Below are 16,927 nucleotides of genomic sequence, written 5' to 3' on the forward strand. Positions count from 1 at the left end.
CAAGGCAGGCACAGGCGGCATTTGTTTTCAGCCACCAAACTTTACGCCCTGCCCGCTGTAAAATTACCCACGCGCAGCTAATTTGGATGGGCCTGCATTTTCCTTAAGGGCTGCGGTTTTATCTGAATCCGGGTGATAATCAGCCGAATCCACCACTACCACAGCGACGCCTGAAATTGCGGTGGGTTTTCTGTCTGGCCGCAACAAGGCTTTAAAGCGCATATCCACGGCAGCCCATTGCTCATATTCCGCATCTATCAGGCCGTGCTTATCAATAAACACGTTTAACGATGCCGGAATACGAATGCAGCCTTCAGATGCCGTATGGCCAAGCCGTTGCTCCAGATAAACGGGATCTGTTGCGTGCATTTCCAGCCGGATCTGGCCTTTTTCCCGGCTGGGCAGCCAGCCTTTTTCAGCCCACTGCCAGCCAAAATCCCACACCCGCATGCCCTTGATACCGTTACCGCGAATGCCGTTTTCATTTTTGGTGCCAAGTGCGCGGTAGCCAAGCCGATCTGCCGTGTTGGTAAACACCCCGGTGGGCGTAATATAATAATACTTGCGCCCCGTAGTGCCCGTAGAAACCTTGGTGCTGCCAATAACCTGCCAGTCCGGATCATTCGGCAGGGCCAGAATCAGGCACAGGCGCTGCACTGAAGGATTACGATCCACCACCACCAGCACCTGTGGCCGATCAATAACGTAACCCGCTTGCTCCAACTGCTGGCGGGCCAGTGCAATCCATGCGGTTTTACGTGCGGTTGAAACTTTAAGGGCTACGGGCACTTCATGCCGGAAATCCCGCGTAAGGCTATCGGCTTCCTTACGGGCTTCCTCATTATCCACCACAGGCATGGGGGGAAGCTGCGCGGCTTCCTCTGGCGGTGGTGTGTACGGCACATGGCCATCCGGCGCTTCCTGCGTGGGAGCCGGAGTTTGCGCCCCATCACCTTGTATGGATGATTTTTCTGGCCGGGATTCTTCGGTTTGAGAGGCTGCATCAGGCATAGGCGTTTGGGCCGCAGCAAACCCACCTGGCGCCAAAAGCAGGCTGCCAGCCATTGCCCATACAGTTGGATGCCTTGGCACGAACATGCCACCTCTCTCCCATCTTCTGAATAGGAGAGAGTATGGCACCACTTTCAGCTAGAAGGAAACTTTCAGATGTTGATCGCGCGGTTGTCAGCGCCCAACGCGGCTTCCTTCACGGCTTCACTCAGGGTTGGATGTGCGTGGCACACGCGGCCGATATCTTCGGCAGAGGCCCCAAATTCAATGGCCATTGTGGCTTCGGCAATCAGTTCGCCAGCACATGGGCCAATAATGTGCACACCCAGAACGCGGTCTGTCTGCTTATCTGCCAGCACCTTTACAAAGCCATCCGTCATGCCCAAAGCGCGGGCACGGCCATTGGCCATGAAGGGGAACTTGCCGATTTTATAAGCCACGCCCTTTTCTTTAAGCTGCTCTTCCGTAAAGCCAACGGAAGCAACTTCCGGCCATGTGTAAATCACACCCGGAATGGCATCGTAATTAACATGCCCAGCCTGACCAGCCAGCAGTTCTGCCAAGGCTACGCCTTCTTCTTCTGCCTTGTGGGCCAGCATGGGGCCTGCAATTACATCGCCAATGGCGTAAATGCCCGGCACGTTGGTAGCGTAATGGGCATCCACCTCAACACGGCCACGCTTATCCAGCGCAATACCGGCTTCTTCCAGCCCCATGTTCTTGCTGGCAGCCGTGCGGCCAACAGCAACCAGAACCACATCGGCCTCAAGCGTTTCGGCAGCGCCACCAGCTGCAGGTTCAACCGTCAGTACCACGCCTTTTTTGGTTTTTTCGGCCTTGGTCACCTTATGGCCCAGCTTCATCTTGAAGCCCTGCTTCACCAGCAGCTTCTGGAACTGGGAGGCCACTTCGTTATCCGTGCCCGGCACCAGACGATCAAGGAATTCAACAACGGTTACATCGGCACCCAAGCGGCCCCATACGCTGCCAAGTTCCAGACCGATCACGCCGCCACCAATCACCACAAGGCGCTTGGGCACTTCGGAAAGTTCCAGCGCACCGGTGGAGGTGACAATCACTTTCTCATCTATCTCAATGCCCGGCAGGTTGGCGCTGTTGCTGCCACTGGCAATAACAATGTGCTTGGCAGTTACCGGCTTGCCATCCACGCTCAGGTGGCCTGTGCCTTCCACCTTACCGTGGCCTTTCAGCCAGGTGATGCCGTTCTTCTTGAACAGATATTCAACGCCCTTCACGTTGGCGCCCACAATATCTGCCTTACGGGCCTGCATACGGGCCAGATCCAGCTTTACGCTATCAATCACCACACCATGCGCGGCAAAATCATGCCCGGCTGCATGATAGTTTTCAGAAGACTGAAGCAGCGCCTTGGACGGAATACAACCCACATTCAGGCAGGTGCCACCAAGTGTTGCGCGCTGTTCCACACACGCCACTTTAAAACCAAGCTGTGCAGCACGAATGGCGCACACATACCCACCGGGGCCAGCACCAATAACCACCACATCGTAATCTGTTTCTGCCGGGGCCTGCGCTGCAGGTGCGGCGGCTGCGGCTGGTTTGGCTTCCTCTGCCTTGGCAGCAGGTGCCGCTTTTGCAGCGGGTGCAGAACCAGCGGCACCGGCTTCCAGCGTAGCCAGCACAACGCCCACTTCTACTTCATCACCTTCTTTGACGGCATGATTTTCAAGCCGGCCAGATGCCGGAGCAGGCACTTCCACGCTTACTTTATCTGTTTCCAGCTCAACAACTGGTTCATCTACTTTTACAGCTTCACCCGGCTGCTTCAGCCACTTCCCCACCGTGGCGGTCGTAACGCTTTCTCCAAGTGTGGGAACTTTAATTTCAATAGGCATGGGTCTCGTCTCGCTCACGTAGGGATATGCAGAAAAATTGGCCGAAGGGGCACGTATTCACCCCTTCGGCAACCGCGCTATCAGACTTCAATCAGAAGGCGGCGTGGGTCTTCCACGTTCTGCTTCACCCGCACAAGGAAGCTGACGGCTTCCTTGCCATCTACAATGCGGTGATCATAAGAAAGGGCAATATACATCATCGGGCGGATCACCACCTGCCCGTTCACGGCCACCGGGCGTTCCTGAATGGAGTGCATGCCCAGAATACCGGACTGCGGTGCGTTCAGGATGGGGGTGGACAGCAGAGAACCGTAAATACCGCCATTGGTGATGGAGAAGGTGCCGCCAGAAAGCTGATCCAGCTTTAACGTGCCTTCACGCGCAGCCTTGCCAAAACCTGCAATGGTTTTTTCAATTTCGGCATAGCTCATCTTGTCGGCATCACGGATAACCGGCACCACCAGCCCGTTTGGCCCACCCACGGCAATGCCGAGGTTTACGAAATCACGGTAGATGACATCATCACCGTCAATTTCTGCGTTAATGGCCGGGAACTCTTTCAAAGCAGCCACAACAGCGCGGGAGAAGATGGACATATAGCCCAGCTTGACACCGTGCTTTTTAACAAACGAGTCCTGATATTCGGCACGCAGCGCCATGGCGCCGGACATGTCGATTTCATTAAACGTTGTCAGCATGGCCGCCGTGTTCTGTGCTTCCTTCAGGCGGCGGGCAATGGTGCGGCGCAGGCGTGTCATCTTCACGCGTTCTTCACGCGGGTCATCATTACGCGGCGGCTTGGGGGCGGCGGCTGGTGTTGCAGCCTGCGGGTTGGCCAAAAAGCCCAGCACATCACCCTTGGTAATGCGGCCACCAAGGCCCGTACCTGCACCAAGCTGCTGTGCGCTCAGGCCGTTTTCAGCCATCATCTTGCGGGCTGCGGGCAGGGCTGCGCCGGCATCTACTGCCGGAGCAGGTGCTGCGGCCTTAGGTGCTGGTGCGGCTGCTTTTGCCGAAGCGGCAGCGGCCACGGGTTCAGCCTTCTTTTCCGGGGCAGCGGCTTTGGCGGCTGGTGCAGCGCCGGCCTTGGCGGGTTCCAGCGTGGTCAGCAGTGCGCCTACTTCCACTTCCTGGTCTTCCTTGGCAGCCTGTGGGCCCAGAATACCAGCCTGCGGCGCAGAAACTTCTACGCTCACCTTATCTGTTTCCAGCTCAACAATCGGTTCATCTGCCTGCACCGCTTCGCCCGGCTGCTTCAGCCATTTGGCCACGGTTGCTGTGGTTACGCTTTCACCCAGTGTCGGCACCTTGATCTCGACAGACATCCTGTTCCCCATCTTCTTTTAAATCCCCGGTACCACTTTAACTTTTGGCAATGGCACCGGGGGTGCGCCCGTATTTGCGGGCTATTTTCTTCAATTCAGCCTAATCCGGTTCAGCCAGACTTTTTCAGCCCCAATGCGCGTTCAACCAGATCCGCCTGCTCTGCCGCATGAATACGGGCAAGGCCGGTGGCCGGGCTGGCAGCTGCGGCGCGGCCCACATATTGCGGGCGGCCGGCCTTATGGCCTGCGGCAACAAGGGCTGCTTCAATCCGCCTGTCTGCAAAATGCCATGCACCGCCATTTTCCGTTTCTTCCTGACACCAGACAATGTCTGCTTCAGGATAGCGCTTAAGTTCGGCGGCAAGGGCTGCTTCCGGGAAAGGGTAGAGTTGTTCCAGACGCAGGATGGCAACATCCTTAATGCCTTTTTCCCGGCGCTCGGCCAGCAGATCGTAATAGACCTTGCCAGAGCAGATCACCACGCGGCGCACCTTGTTATCGGCGCCCAGATCATCAATTTCGCCAATCACGGGTTTGAAGCGTGTGCCCGGGCCAAAATCTGCCAGAGCGGAAACCGCAAGTTTGTGCCGCAGCAGAGACTTGGGCTCCATCAAGATCATCGGCTTGCGGTAATCCAGCTTGAGCTGGCGGCGCAGGGCGTGGAAGTAGTTTGCTGGCGTGGTGATGTTGCAAACAAACATGTTATTTTCAGCACAAAGCTGAAGATAACGTTCCAGACGGGCAGAAGAATGCTCCGGCCCCTGCCCTTCGTAACCATGCGGCAGCAGCATGACCAAACCGGACATACGCAGCCACTTGGTTTCACCCGAGGCAATGAACTGATCGATAATCACCTGCGCACAGTTGGCAAAATCACCAAACTGGGCTTCCCACAGCACCAACGTTTGTGGGTTGCGCACGGAATATCCGTATTCAAACCCAAGCACGCCATATTCTGAAAGAAGCGAGTTCCAGATTTCGATTTTTGCCTGCTTGTCCTGAATATGGTTCAGCGGCGTAAACGGTGTCTGGTTAACCTGATCCGTCCATACGGCATGACGCTGGCTGAACGTGCCGCGCTGGCAATCTTCACCAGAAAGACGCACGCGGTGGCCATCCAGCAGCAGGGAGCCAAAACCCATAGCCTCACCGGTTGCCCAGTCAAACCCTTCACCCGTGCTGAACATGTTTGCCTTGGCCTTGAGCTGGCGGGCTATTTTGGAATTCAGGTTGAAGCCTTCTGGCACTTTTGTAATGGCTTCGCCAATCTTGCGCAGCGCATCCAGTGCAACACCCGTTTCAGGGAAGGCGCGTTCCGGATCATGCCCGGCAGCGACCAGGCCTTTCCAGCCACCTTCCAGCCAGTCTGCCTTGTTCACCTTGTAAGACTGGGCAGCTTTGTAATCTTCATCCAGCTTGGCGTGGAAGGCATCCCACTGGGCCTTCACTTCGTCATCCGTCACAACACCTGCTTTTACAAGGCGTTTTGCATAAAGCGTGTGCGGCGTATCATGCGCGGCAATGGCTTTGTACATGACCGGCTGAGTGAAGACTGGCTCATCCGTTTCATTATGCCCGTGGCGACGATAGCACACGATATCCAGCACAATGTCACTTGCAAAAGCCTGACGGTAATCTGCTGCAAGGCGAGAAACGTAAATTACCGCCTCGGCATCATCACCGTTCACATGCAGCACGGGGGCTTCAATGGATTTTGCAACATCGGTGCCGTAAACACCCGAATGCCCACATTCCGGATTGGTGGTAAAGCCAATCTGGTTGTTCACCACCATATGGATGGTGCCACCCGTGCGGTAGCCCGGCAGTTGGGACATGGCGAAGGTTTCGTAAACAATGCCCTGCCCGGCAAATGCGGCATCGCCGTGGATGATAATGCCAAGGCTGGACAGGCGTTTTTCCGTATCGCCCGCATCATCCTGAATGGCACGCACCTTGCCGCACACAACCGGATCCACCGCTTCCAGATGAGAAGGGTTGGGCTGGAGCGAGATATGCACCGCCTTGCCTGCCACATCCACATCTGTGGAGGAGCCAAGGTGGTATTTAACGTCGCCAGAACCTTCAACATTGTCGGGCTTGAAGGAGCCACCGGCAAATTCGTTAAAGATGGCCACGTAAGGCTTGCGCACCACGTTAACCAGCGTGTTCAAACGGCCACGATGCGCCATGCCGATGGCAACGGATGTCACCCCCTGACTGGCACATGAATCAATAATGGCGTGCAGGGATGGAATGGAGATTTCGCCCCCTTCCAGACCAAAACGCTTGGCACCCACGTAGCGCTTTTGGCAGAACGCCTCAAAACCTTCGGCTTCTGTCAGGTTGGCCAAGATAACCTTCTGCTCTTCCACCGTTACGTGGGCGCGCCAGTTATCACCTTCCAACCGCTTGCGCAGCCATTCGCGCTGCTCGTGGTTACGGGCATACATGTATTCCGCGCCAATGCTTTCGCAATACACAGAACGGAGTGCCGCAATAACCTCGGAAACCTTGGCCGTGTTCTTGCCCTTGAGCAACGGATCAAGCAGAGACCCAATGAACACTTCGCGGTTCAGGTCTTTTTCACCAAAACCGTATGTGGCGGGGTCCAGTTCCTCGGTTTTATGAGGTTCCTTCAGGCCTAGCGGATCAAGCGAGGCTTCCAGATGGCCGTATTCACGATACGCACGGATCAGCCGGGCAATGGCCAGACTATCCTGCGCGGCCAACCCACCAGCCGGGCCACCTTTTCCTTTTGGAGCAGGTGCGGGTTCATCCCCCGTGATAATGGAAGGGCGTGGCGCCCAAGAGGCTCCAACGGCATCCTTCAGCACTGCGGCTTCATCATCGCCCAGTGAGCTGAACAGAATATCGAAGGACGGATCCACACTTTTGGGATCTTTGGCCCACTGGGCATACAGATCCGCAAGGTAAGCGATATTGGCACCGTTAAGAGCGGTTGCCAGTACGTCCGAAACCGCCATCTCACATTCCTCCTTGCCACGGGGCACATACGCGCCGTTGGCCAGATATTGCGTCGTTCTCCACCGTAAACCGGACCATTTTTTCTTCACTCCGCCCCATAGCGCGGAGCGTCCCCTGTGTCCTTTTTGCCGGAAAGCCATCCCGCTTCCGGCTTGTTCTGTATCAAAGAGCTAGACCGCGTATGTGGCGGGAACAAGGGCGTGGGATGTCACGCTCTAGCGAGGCTGTGGGCCTGTTGCGCAGCCTGCGCCCCATGCTCCAGCCAGCTTTCACTTCCCATCTCAGCGAGACGTGATGCCGTGCGTGCAAATGCGTCTGCGCCATCTCCATCTGTAAACAGTTGGTCGGGCTGGGCATCAGCCGAGGCAAACAGCAGATTTCCGTTGTCGTACAAGGCATCTATAAGCGTGATGAAGCGCCGGGCCAGGTTGGCATCATCCTGCCCCATGCTTGGAATGTTATCGACAATCACCACCGGAAAGCGCTTGGCCAGCGCCAGATAATCGTTCGGCCCACGCGGCTTGCCACACAAAGAGTTGAAATCAAACCGGCACACCGGGCCCGCTGCCTGATCCACCTCAAACACCCGTCCGCTGAACTTCAGGTCCACCGGGCCTGCCTTTTCATCTCCTGCATAGCGGGCAAAAATTCTGTCCAGCCTGCTTTTGGCCTGAGAATCCGCAGGCACAAGCCATGTTTCACGATCCTGCTCCCGCCCCCGGCGGTAATCACGCGGCGAATCCAGCTCAATCGTATCCAGTTCACGCTGGATAACGGCAATAAACGGTTTAAACGCATCTGCGCCGGGGCGGTTCTGAAACAACTGCGAAGGTTCTGTGTTGGAGGTGGCCACAATCACCACCCCATTGGCAAACAGGGCCTCAAACAGCCGGCCCAAAATCATGGCATCGGCAATGTCGTTCACCTGAAACTCATCAAAGCACAGAAGCTGCGCCTTGCTGGCAATGATTTTGGCCAGCGGCGGAATGGGGTCTGCCATATTGGGGTTGGCGGCTTTAAGATCATGCAGATCACGGTGCACATCCTGCATGAAGCGCAAAAAATGGATGCGCTCCTTTTTCTGCACGGGCGCGCAGGCGTAGAACAGATCCATCACCATGGTTTTGCCGCGCCCCACACGGCCCACAATATACAGCCCACGCGGGCGCGCCGGGCGCGTGGCAGATGTATCTGCCTGCGGGCGCAACCTGCGGGCCAACCCGGCCAGCAAGCCTTTGGCCTTGCTTTCCACCCCCTGCGCGGGCTTTGGTGCAGCCAAAGCTGGCATGGTTGCCAGTTCCTGCCACAAGGTGTTCAGCCGCGTTATTACACGCAGCTGGTCTGGATCACTCTTGAGTTCCCCTGCTGCAATGCGCTGCTGGTAAACTGCCAATGGCCCCAGCCGTGTTGCGGCTGATGCCCCGTTCATGTCTGTCTGTGTCATAATCCTGCCCGATAACGGCTCCACCGCACATTCCGCAAGCGTACAAGCCTCTCCTAACCGTGTCGTGACAAAAAGCGCCACATCTGATGCAGTTGTGATCGGTTTAGACCACATAATTCAGAGAGGCGATCATGACAGACTGGACTGCTTACCGTGCAAACATGGCACAGAATGTCAAAACGCTGGCGTCCCTAACACCCAACACTCTTAAAGGGCTGCAAACGCTGGAAACACCCCTGCCAGAAAAAAAGCATCTGGATGACAAAACGCGTGAACTGATTGCGCTGGCCGTAGCCGTTACCACCCGGTGCGATGGGTGCATTGCCGTACATTCTGCAGCCGCCAAAAAAGCCGGTGCCAGTAAGGAAGAAATTGCCGAAGCCCTTGGCGTTGCCGTGGCGCTAAATGCCGGGGCAGCACTTGTTTATTCCAGCCGCGTGATGGAAGCGTTTGAAGATACGCCGGAGTAAGTCCCCTTACTTATTCAGAAGGGGCCAGTGGCAGAACAGGCATACCGTGGCCACCGGGCTTTAATACCCACGGGCGTTGCCCGCGCCATGCACGATCTGTTCTGACCACATTGCCACTTTTATGCAGAAATATCGCTTCTGCCCCGTTTTCCCACGCTGAAAACCGATCCAGCCTTATCGGCACATTCAGGCAGGAAGCGCGTAAGGGGGCAGTGCTGATAACCACATCCGCCCCCGTGCAGATACCGGCAGGCAATGGCTCTCGCCCGTCCGAGGCATCCTGCCGGCGCACCACCACATCCTGCCCGCGCAGCAGAGCCACGCAGGTATCTGGCGTATCTTCTGCCCCGCATGTTAGCGCGCCATCGGGCGTTTCTCCCTCCGGCGGAAACATCTCTACGGGTTGGGCAAAATATTGCCCCCATGCCTGCATAATGGGCCGCAGCGCACGAGATTGGCCAATAACATAGACCTTGCCAGAATCCCGCACCCCCACCAGCCCACCATCTGGGCTGATAACCACATCTGGCTGCACCACAAGCCATGGGCTTGCCATGCCCAACACCAAACCGGCGCAGCCACCCCAGCGCCAGTACTGCCGCCATAAACATATCCAGCACAAGCCCAGCATAACGGCCAGCACCCCCCACCCCGGCATGTGCGGTACAGCCACGCGCGCGGCAGGCCAGTGCGCCACCATATGCGCCAGCCATATAACGGGACGGATACCTGCGCCCATCAGCCACAAAAACGGGGTATCCATATGCAGGGGCATCAAGCCCAGGGCTAGCAGGCCAAACGGCATAATCCACACAGCCATCAGCGGCACGGCCACCATGTTGGCCACCACAAAAAATGGCTGAATAACGCCAAAATGCGCCATGGCCACCGGCAAGGTGGCACAACCTGCCAGCACACTGGTTAATGCCAAAACAGCACCATGCCATGCCAGCCAGTGCCCAAACCCCGTTGTGCTGGCGCGCCAGCGCGTAAGTTTTGGCTGCAACACCTCATACCCGGCCACCAGCGCCATAACCGCCGCCATGGACATCTGAAACGCCACACCCATCGCCATCTGCGGCATACACAGCACCAGCACACAAGCCGCCACCGCCAAACCGCGCATGGAAACAACACGCCGCCCTGCCGCAATGCCCAACACGGCCACTGCGGCCATTAACAGGCTGCGTTGGGCGGGAAGATGTGCCCCCGTAAGCAGCACATAAACCAGCCCTACGCCCCAAGCACATAAAGCGGCCAAGGCCTTACAGGGCCAGCGCAAGGCTGTGTATTCTGTTGTAGCCAAAAGCAGGCGGCCTGCTGCCATAACAAGGCCCATCACAATACCCAGATGCAGCCCCGCAACAGCCAGAAGATGCGCCAAGCCAGAGGCTGCAAAATCTTCCCGCACCTGTTTTTCTACAGTTTCGGAAGCCCCAACCAGCACGGTGGCCGCCACGCCACCCTCCGGGCCGGATAAAACCGCGTGGATGCGCGCATTCATGCGTTCGCGCAGGCTTTCAAACCACAGTTGCAGTTTATGGCTCTGCCCCGTTTGCACCATTGCAACAAGCTGCACATGCCCCAAAGCCCGGCCACTCCCCGCCTGATTGGCAAACCATGCCTCAAACTGCCTGTCTCGCGCACCGGGAAGTGCTGGAAATGGTGGTGGCTGCAAAAGAGCCTTTACGCGCAGATGATCGCCCACCTGTAACGCAACAGAATCCGTGGGTTGGAGATATACAGAAAGCACGCGGCGTAAGGGCGGCATGCCGTCATTTAACGCATTGTAAAAAACGGCCTGAGCCAGATCTACTCTGCGCTCAAACGGTGCATCCGTACCATCTACTGGTGGCAACAGGGCTATGGCCTGCACTGTGCCGGATATTTCTGTAGCAAAGCGGGGCAAATCGGGCATGGGCGTATGCCTGTGCGTGCCACCCCAAGCTGCGGCAAACCCAAGGGCCACAGTTATGCACCCGCCCCAGAGCAGACGCCCCCAAAGTGAATAACGCACACACCACGCCGCAATGCTGGCCAGCACAGCCACACCGCACGGCAGCACAAAACCCTCCAGCAGGCTGGGTTCTGTACGCAACAGGCCAAAATACAGCACCGCACCCAGCGCCAAGCCCACCGGTGCCCACAGCACCAGCTGCCTTTGTTCCTGAACAAGTAAAGAATGCAGGTGTAACATCAGGCGTGGCATATGGCTCCTTGCGCTTGCGCATGGTATGGAACCACCCCATGACCACCATCCGTACACGCTTCGCTCCGAGTCCTACAGGCCTGCTGCATATTGGCAACGCCCGCGCAGCCCTGTTCAATTTCCTCTTTGCCCGTCATCACGGCGGCGAGTTCCTCCTGCGTATTGAGGATACCGACCGTGAGCGTTCCACCCAACAGGCTGTAGACGTTATTTTTGACGGTCTGGCCTGGATGGGGATTGAACCGGATGAAGAACCCGTTTTCCAGTCCTCGCGCGAGGATCGGCACCGGGAAGTGGCCCTTGAGCTGCTGGAAAAGGGCCTGGCCTATAAATGCTACTGCACGCCTGAAGAGCTGCACCAAATGCGTGAGGACGCCAAGGCCAAAGGCCTGCCCCCGCGCTATAACGGCATGTGGCGGGACCGTGACCCATCCGAAGCCCCGGCTGGCGCACCTTTTGCCGTGCGTATTAAAGCCCCGCGTGAAGGGGAAGCCACAATTAATGACCTCGTGCAGGGTGAAGTGCGCGTTGCCAATGCCGAACTGGATGACATGATCATCCTGCGGTCCGATGGCACACCCACCTATCAGCACGCCGTTGTGGTGGATGACCACGATATGGCCATTACCCACGTGATCCGTGGTGATGACCATCTGACCAACACCTTCCGCCAAGCCATGATCTACCGCGCCATGGGGTGGGATCTGCCACGCTTTGGGCATCTGCCGCTTATTCATGGCCCCGATGGTGCCAAGCTTTCCAAACGCCACGGCGCGCAATCTGTGGTGGAATTCCGTGAAATGGGCTACCTGCCCGAAGCTCTGTGCAACTACCTGCTGCGTCTGGGCTGGGGCCACGGGGATGCGGAAATCCTCTCGCGTGAAGAGCAGATCAAGCTGTTTGATATTGATGGCGTTGGCCGCTCTCCTTCCCGCATGGATTACGCCAAGCTGCTGCACATCAACGCCGTATGGCTGCGGCAGGCGGATGATGAACGCCTGACCAATGATGTAATGGAACGCTTTAAAAAGATGGACGGCGTAAGCGTGGATGAAACCACCCGCGCACGCGTGGCCGCCCTGATGCCGGGGCTGAAGGAACGCGCACGCACGCTGGTGGAACTGGCAGAAAGTGCGGCTTTCCTTGGCCGTCAGGTGCCGCTGACGTTTAATGACAAAGCGCAAAAACTGTTGACGCCAGAAGCCCGCACCATGCTGGGTGAACTGGCGCGTGATCTGGCCGCTGTGCCGGACTTTACGCCAGAAGCCATTGATACCACCCTGCGCAACTTTGCTGAAAAGCATGAGTTGAAGCTGGGCAAGGTGGCCCAGCCTGTGCGCGCTGCCGTAACAGGCTCCAACACCTCCCCCGGCATTGATGCCACCCTGCAAGCACTGGGCAAGGATGAAACCCTCGCCCGTTTGGGAGCCGTTCTGCATGGCTAGCTTTCCCGGCCGCCACACCCGGCATCTGCTCGGGCTGGAAGGCATGACGCCCGACCAGATCGAGCCTTTGCTGGATCTGGCCGAAAGCTATGCCCTGCTCAACCGCTCCCGCAAGGTGCCGCGTGATGTGCTGCGGGGGCGCACCCTTATCAACCTGTTCTTTGAGGACAGCACGCGCACCCGCACCTCTTTTGAGCTGGCGGGCAAGCGTTTGGGGGCGGACGTTATCAATATGTCCGTTGCCCAGTCTTCAGTGAACAAGGGTGAAACCCTGCTGGACACAGCCGCAACGCTCAACGCCATGCGGACAGACCTGCTGGTGGTGCGTCATTCTCAATCCGGCGCACCGGCCCTGCTGGCGCAAAAGGTGGAAGCCAGCGTGGTCAACGCTGGTGATGGCATGCACGAGCACCCCACACAGGCCCTGCTGGATGCGCTGACCATTCGCCGCCACTTGGGCACGTTGGGTGGGCTGAAAGTGGCCATTTGTGGGGATGTTTCACATTCCCGCGTGGCGCGCTCCAACATCTTCCTGCTGACAGGCATGGGCAGCACGGTGCGGCTTGTTGGCCCGCCAACGCTGGTGCCCGGCGCCATGAAGCAGCGCGGGGTGGAAATCTTCCACAATATGGAAGAAGGCCTGCAGGACGTGGATGTGGTGATGATGCTGCGTTTGCAGCGTGAGCGCATGTCCTCCGGCCTTATCCCCAGCGCGCGTGAATATTTCCGCTTTTTCGGGCTGGATCAGCGCCGGTTGCAGTTGGCCCGCAAGAATGCGCTGGTTATGCACCCCGGCCCCATGAACCGTGGGGTGGAAATAGACAGTCTTGTCGCTGATTCCAGCCAGAGCGTCATTCAGGAACAGGTTGAAATGGGCGTTGCCGTACGCATGGCCGTTCTGGACCGCCTTACCCGCAGCAGGCCCGCCGCATGAATACCCTTTTATTTGAAAACGTCCGCCTGATAGACCCCGCATCCGGGCTGGACCAACCCGGCCGCCTGCTGGTGCGCGATGGTGTGATTGCCGGCACGGATAAAGCCGGTGCCGAAGGTGCACCGGAAGAAGCCACCGTTATTGATGGCAAAAATGCCGTGCTATGCCCCGGCCTTGTGGACATGCGCGTAGAAATTGGTGAACCGGGATACGAATACCGTGAAACCGTTTCTTCCGCCGCACGGGCCGCTTCTGCTGGGGGCATTACCACCCTTGCCGTGCTGCCCACCTGCAAACCGGCCATAGATAACCCGGCCCTTGTGCGCATGCTCCGCACCCGTGGGGAAGAAACCGGAGCCATTACCATTTTGCCCTACGGTGCCCTTACCAAAGGGTGCGAAGGCAAGGAACTGGCAGAAATTGGCCTGCTGCACGAAGCCGGTGCCGTAGCCTTTACAGATGGCGCATGTGCGCTAGACCCCGCACGCCTGATGCGGCTGGCCCTTTCCTACGCCAGCGGCTTTGGGGCCATGATTGTGCAGCACCCAGAAGAACCCTCGCTGGCAGGCTCAGGCTGCGCCACGGCTGGGGCTTTGGCCACACGGCTAGGCCTGCCCGGTATTCCGGCCGCGGCAGAAGCCATCATGATTGCACGGGATATTCGTCTGGCAGAACTTACGGGCGGACGCCTGCATTTTGCCCATGTTTCCACCGGTGAAGGCGTGGCCCTTATCCGCCAAGCCAAGGAACGCGGGCTGAACGTAACCTGTGATACCGCGCCGCCGTATTTTGATCTGAACGAAAACACGATTGGTGATTTCCGCACCTACGCCAAGTTCTCCCCCCCATTGCGGAGCGAGGATGATCGGCTGGCCATTTGCGCCGCGCTGGCTGATGGCACCATAGACGCCGTTGGCTCGGACCATCTCCCGCGTGATGCGGATGACAAGCGCCTGCCCTTTGCGCAGGCCGCAACCGGTGGCACAGGCTTGGTAACGCTTCTGGGTGTTACGCTGGCACGTGTGCATGATGGCACGCTCACGCTGCCTCAGGCACTTTCCCTGCTCACCCATCGCCCTGCGCAGTTGCTTGGTGCAGAATGCGGCACGCTGGCTATAGGGGCTGCGGCTGATCTGTGCCTTTTCGACCCCGAACAAAGCTGGCTGGTGGAAGCCGGCAAACTGCCGGGCCGTGCACAAAACACACCTTTTGATGGCCGCCCGTTAGAAGGCCGTGTGCTGGGCACATGGAAAGCAGGCCGCCGGGTGTATGAGGCAGGGCAGGCATAATGGAATCCCTGCCTCCCTATGCCTTAAAGCTTGTCGCGGCCATGGCGTTCATGGGGTACACGCTGGGCAGCGTGCCTTTTGGCCTGCTCCTCACCAATCTGGCTGGTGCGGGAGATTTGCGCAAAATCGGTTCCGGCAATATCGGGGCTACCAATGTCTTGCGCACAGGCCGTAAGGATCTGGCCGCCGCAACGCTGCTGCTGGATGCAGCCAAGGGCTTTCTGGCGGTTGCCATTGCCTGGATTATGACCCCGCCTGATTTTTCAGACCGCACCGTAACCGTGGCCGCTCTGGCCGCTGTGGTGGGGCATTGCTACCCAATATTTCTGGGGTTTAAGGGCGGTAAAGGTGTTGCAACCGGGCTGGGTGCCATGCTGGCTCTTTCTCCGCTTACCGGGCTGGCTGGCTGCGCCACGTGGCTGGGTGTGGCCAAGCTCACGCGTATTTCCTCTGCCGGGGCTTTGGCTGCCTTCATCATCATGCCGGTGGTGTTGCTGGCACTTTATGGCTTTTCCTTTCAGGCTTCCCCCAAGCCTTTGGCTGCGGTGCTTATCAGCGTGTTGGTGATTGCGCGGCATCATGAAAACATTGTCCGCATTTTCAGCGGAAAAGAGCCGCGGATTGGCGAAAAAAAGCCGTGATCTGCAATTTGGCTGCCTGATTACCCAAGCATGACATCCCTGCCCGCCTGCCTTCGTCTGGCACGTACCGAACAGGTTGGCCCCCGCACATGGCGGAAACTGGTAGATAAATACGGCTCTGCCGCAGAAGCGCTGGAAGCCCTGCCTTATCTGCCTGTGCGCGGGCGTAACCAACCGGTTATACCGCCCATGGATGTGGTGATGCGCGAAATAGACGCCACCTTGCAGATGGGTGGCTGTTTCCTCACACTTTTTGATGCAGATTACCCTGCCTTTTTACGCCAGATTCCAGATGCGCCACCTGTGCTGAGTGTTCTGGGCGATGTTTCATGCCTCAGCCGTGCGGGGGTGAGCATTGTGGGCGCGCGCAATGCATCGGCACAAGGTATGCGGCTGGCAGAAAGCCTTGCTACAGAACTGGTTGAAGCTGAGCTAAGCGTTATTTCCGGCTTGGCGCGCGGTATTGATAAAGCTGCCCACAAAGGTGCGCTGCATCGGCAAGGCTGCACCATTGCCGCCATTGCTGGCGGGCTGGATTGCCCCTACCCGCCAGAAAACGCCAGCCTTCAGGCAGAAATTGCCCAAAAAGGTGCCGTGGTAACAGAAGCCCCATTGGGCACGGCCCCTTTGGCCCGCCACTTTCCACGCCGCAACCGGCTTATTGCAGGCTTGGGCCTTGGCTGTGTGGTGGTGGAAGCTGCGCCCCATTCTGGCACACTTATTACTGCGCGCATGGTGGTGGATTACGGGCGGGAATTATTTGCCGTTCCCGGATCACCGCTAGACCCGCGCTGCCGGGGCAGTAACAATCTTTTGCGTAACGGCGCTATTCTTACAGAAAGTGTGGCAGATATTTTGCCGCATTTACCACCAGTCATCCCTCTCCCTGCTGGTTCTACAGTACCCCTCTCCAGCGTTTCTGCTCCACGCCAGAAAAAATCTGCATCCCCTGCTCAAACCGGTCTGCCTTTTGTTTCAGACCCTCCTGAGCCTACATTTTTTGCTTCTCCCCAAAATGTGGATGAAAAAGAGCCAATCCCCCTAAAACCGCATTTTTCAGCGGCTTCCACCGCGCAAGATGTGCGTGAAAACCTGCTTTCGCTCCTCTCCTTTACGCCCATAGCGGTTGACGATCTGATTAGGCGCTGCCAGTTCTCGGCTTCTGCCGTGCTTGTCGCGCTCACGGAACTTGAGCTTTCGGGCTGCGTCTCCACTTATTCTGGGGGCATGGTCGGTCTGGCGGATAATCAGGCAGAAACGGCAGGGTAAGTGCTGCTTGCAGGCAGGTCGGAGAGAG

12 protein-coding genes are annotated in these 16,927 nt (G+C 57.8%); 6 read left to right on the forward strand and 6 right to left on the reverse strand.

The window, feature by feature from the left end; translation table 11 throughout:
- Window positions 1–63: 63 nt before the first annotated feature.
- The 5 genes from QQM41_RS02115 to zapE form a co-directional block, all read right to left on the reverse strand.
- Window positions 64–1,098 (reverse strand): L,D-transpeptidase, encoded by a 1,035-nt coding sequence (locus tag QQM41_RS02115; protein ID WP_050819472.1) that lies wholly within the window; start codon window positions 1,096–1,098, stop codon window positions 64–66.
- A 65-nt stretch (window positions 1,099–1,163) separates the two neighbouring features.
- Complete coding sequence (lpdA, locus tag QQM41_RS02120) at window positions 1,164–2,888, reverse strand: dihydrolipoyl dehydrogenase (protein WP_339077583.1); 1,725 nt, start codon at window positions 2,886–2,888, stop codon at window positions 1,164–1,166.
- An 80-nt stretch (window positions 2,889–2,968) separates the two neighbouring features.
- Window positions 2,969–4,213 (reverse strand): 2-oxoglutarate dehydrogenase complex dihydrolipoyllysine-residue succinyltransferase, encoded by a 1,245-nt coding sequence (gene odhB, locus QQM41_RS02125; protein WP_339077584.1) that lies wholly within the window; start codon window positions 4,211–4,213, stop codon window positions 2,969–2,971.
- Window positions 4,214–4,323: 110 nt separating this feature from the next.
- A complete protein-coding gene (locus tag QQM41_RS02130; RefSeq protein ID WP_128105066.1) occupies window positions 4,324–7,197 on the reverse strand; it encodes a 2-oxoglutarate dehydrogenase E1 component in 2,874 nt (957 codons plus the stop codon).
- 209 nt (window positions 7,198–7,406) lie between these two features.
- On the reverse strand, window positions 7,407–8,756 hold the full coding sequence (zapE, locus tag QQM41_RS02135; RefSeq protein ID WP_339077585.1) for a cell division protein ZapE: 1,350 nt from the start codon (window positions 8,754–8,756) through the stop codon (window positions 7,407–7,409).
- A 17-nt stretch (window positions 8,757–8,773) separates the two neighbouring features.
- Here zapE and QQM41_RS02140 point away from each other — a divergent pair, with 17 nt between their 5' ends.
- Window positions 8,774–9,112, forward strand: coding sequence for a carboxymuconolactone decarboxylase family protein (locus tag QQM41_RS02140; protein ID WP_050819467.1), 339 nt, complete (start codon window positions 8,774–8,776; stop codon window positions 9,110–9,112).
- 10 nt (window positions 9,113–9,122) lie between these two features.
- Here QQM41_RS02140 and QQM41_RS02145 read toward each other — a convergent pair whose 3' ends face one another.
- Window positions 9,123–11,321, reverse strand: coding sequence for a ComEC/Rec2 family competence protein (locus QQM41_RS02145; protein ID WP_339077586.1), 2,199 nt, complete (start codon window positions 11,319–11,321; stop codon window positions 9,123–9,125).
- Window positions 11,322–11,359: 38 nt separating this feature from the next.
- Here QQM41_RS02145 and gltX point away from each other — a divergent pair, with 38 nt between their 5' ends.
- From gltX to dprA, 5 genes are read left to right on the forward strand one after another with little or no spacing between them, the layout of a single operon-like run.
- A complete protein-coding gene (gene gltX, locus QQM41_RS02150) occupies window positions 11,360–12,766 on the forward strand; it encodes a glutamate--tRNA ligase (RefSeq protein WP_050820368.1) in 1,407 nt (468 codons plus the stop codon).
- Window positions 12,759–13,700, forward strand: a complete 942-nt coding sequence (locus tag QQM41_RS02155) for an aspartate carbamoyltransferase catalytic subunit (RefSeq protein ID WP_003628385.1) — start codon at window positions 12,759–12,761, stop codon at window positions 13,698–13,700. Before gltX ends, QQM41_RS02155 begins: the two co-directional genes overlap by 8 nt.
- Window positions 13,697–14,989: a dihydroorotase gene (locus QQM41_RS02160; protein ID WP_339077587.1), complete on the forward strand. Its 1,293-nt coding sequence runs from the start codon at window positions 13,697–13,699 to the stop codon at window positions 14,987–14,989. Before QQM41_RS02155 ends, QQM41_RS02160 begins: the two co-directional genes overlap by 4 nt.
- Window positions 14,989–15,630 carry a glycerol-3-phosphate 1-O-acyltransferase PlsY gene (gene plsY, locus QQM41_RS02165; protein WP_050819464.1) on the forward strand — a complete coding sequence of 214 codons (642 nt, stop codon included), beginning with the start codon at window positions 14,989–14,991 and terminating at the stop codon, window positions 15,628–15,630. Before QQM41_RS02160 ends, plsY begins: the two co-directional genes overlap by 1 nt.
- Window positions 15,631–15,660: 30 nt before the next feature.
- The gene (dprA, locus tag QQM41_RS02170) at window positions 15,661–16,899 is read left to right on the forward strand and encodes a DNA-processing protein DprA (protein WP_339077588.1); all 1,239 of its coding nucleotides are present in this window, start codon (window positions 15,661–15,663) and stop codon (window positions 16,897–16,899) included.
- Window positions 16,900–16,927 lie beyond the last annotated feature (28 nt).

Source organism: Acetobacter sp. AC2005, assembly GCF_037901235.1.
GTDB classification, from domain to species: domain Bacteria; phylum Pseudomonadota; class Alphaproteobacteria; order Acetobacterales; family Acetobacteraceae; genus Acetobacter; species Acetobacter oryzoeni.

Excerpts from the sequence above, each read along its gene's own strand:
- QQM41_RS02115 (WP_050819472.1), bottom strand. The coding sequence starts at position 1,098 with ATGTTCGTGCCAAGGCATCCAACTGTATGGGCAATGGCTGGCAGCCTG.
- lpdA (WP_339077583.1), bottom strand. The coding sequence starts at position 2,888 with ATGCCTATTGAAATTAAAGTTCCCACACTTGGAGAAAGCGTTACGACC.
- odhB (WP_339077584.1), bottom strand. The coding sequence starts at position 4,213 with ATGTCTGTCGAGATCAAGGTGCCGACACTGGGTGAAAGCGTAACCACA.
- QQM41_RS02130 (WP_128105066.1), bottom strand. The coding sequence starts at position 7,197 with ATGGCGGTTTCGGACGTACTGGCAACCGCTCTTAACGGTGCCAATATC.
- zapE (WP_339077585.1), bottom strand. The coding sequence starts at position 8,756 with ATGTGGTCTAAACCGATCACAACTGCATCAGATGTGGCGCTTTTTGTC.
- QQM41_RS02140 (WP_050819467.1), top strand. The coding sequence starts at position 8,774 with ATGACAGACTGGACTGCTTACCGTGCAAACATGGCACAGAATGTCAAA.
- QQM41_RS02145 (WP_339077586.1), bottom strand. The coding sequence starts at position 11,321 with ATGCCACGCCTGATGTTACACCTGCATTCTTTACTTGTTCAGGAACAA.
- gltX (WP_050820368.1), top strand. The coding sequence starts at position 11,360 with ATGACCACCATCCGTACACGCTTCGCTCCGAGTCCTACAGGCCTGCTG.
- QQM41_RS02155 (WP_003628385.1), top strand. The coding sequence starts at position 12,759 with ATGGCTAGCTTTCCCGGCCGCCACACCCGGCATCTGCTCGGGCTGGAA.
- QQM41_RS02160 (WP_339077587.1), top strand. The coding sequence starts at position 13,697 with ATGAATACCCTTTTATTTGAAAACGTCCGCCTGATAGACCCCGCATCC.
- plsY (WP_050819464.1), top strand. The coding sequence starts at position 14,989 with ATGGAATCCCTGCCTCCCTATGCCTTAAAGCTTGTCGCGGCCATGGCG.
- dprA (WP_339077588.1), top strand. The coding sequence starts at position 15,661 with ATGACATCCCTGCCCGCCTGCCTTCGTCTGGCACGTACCGAACAGGTT.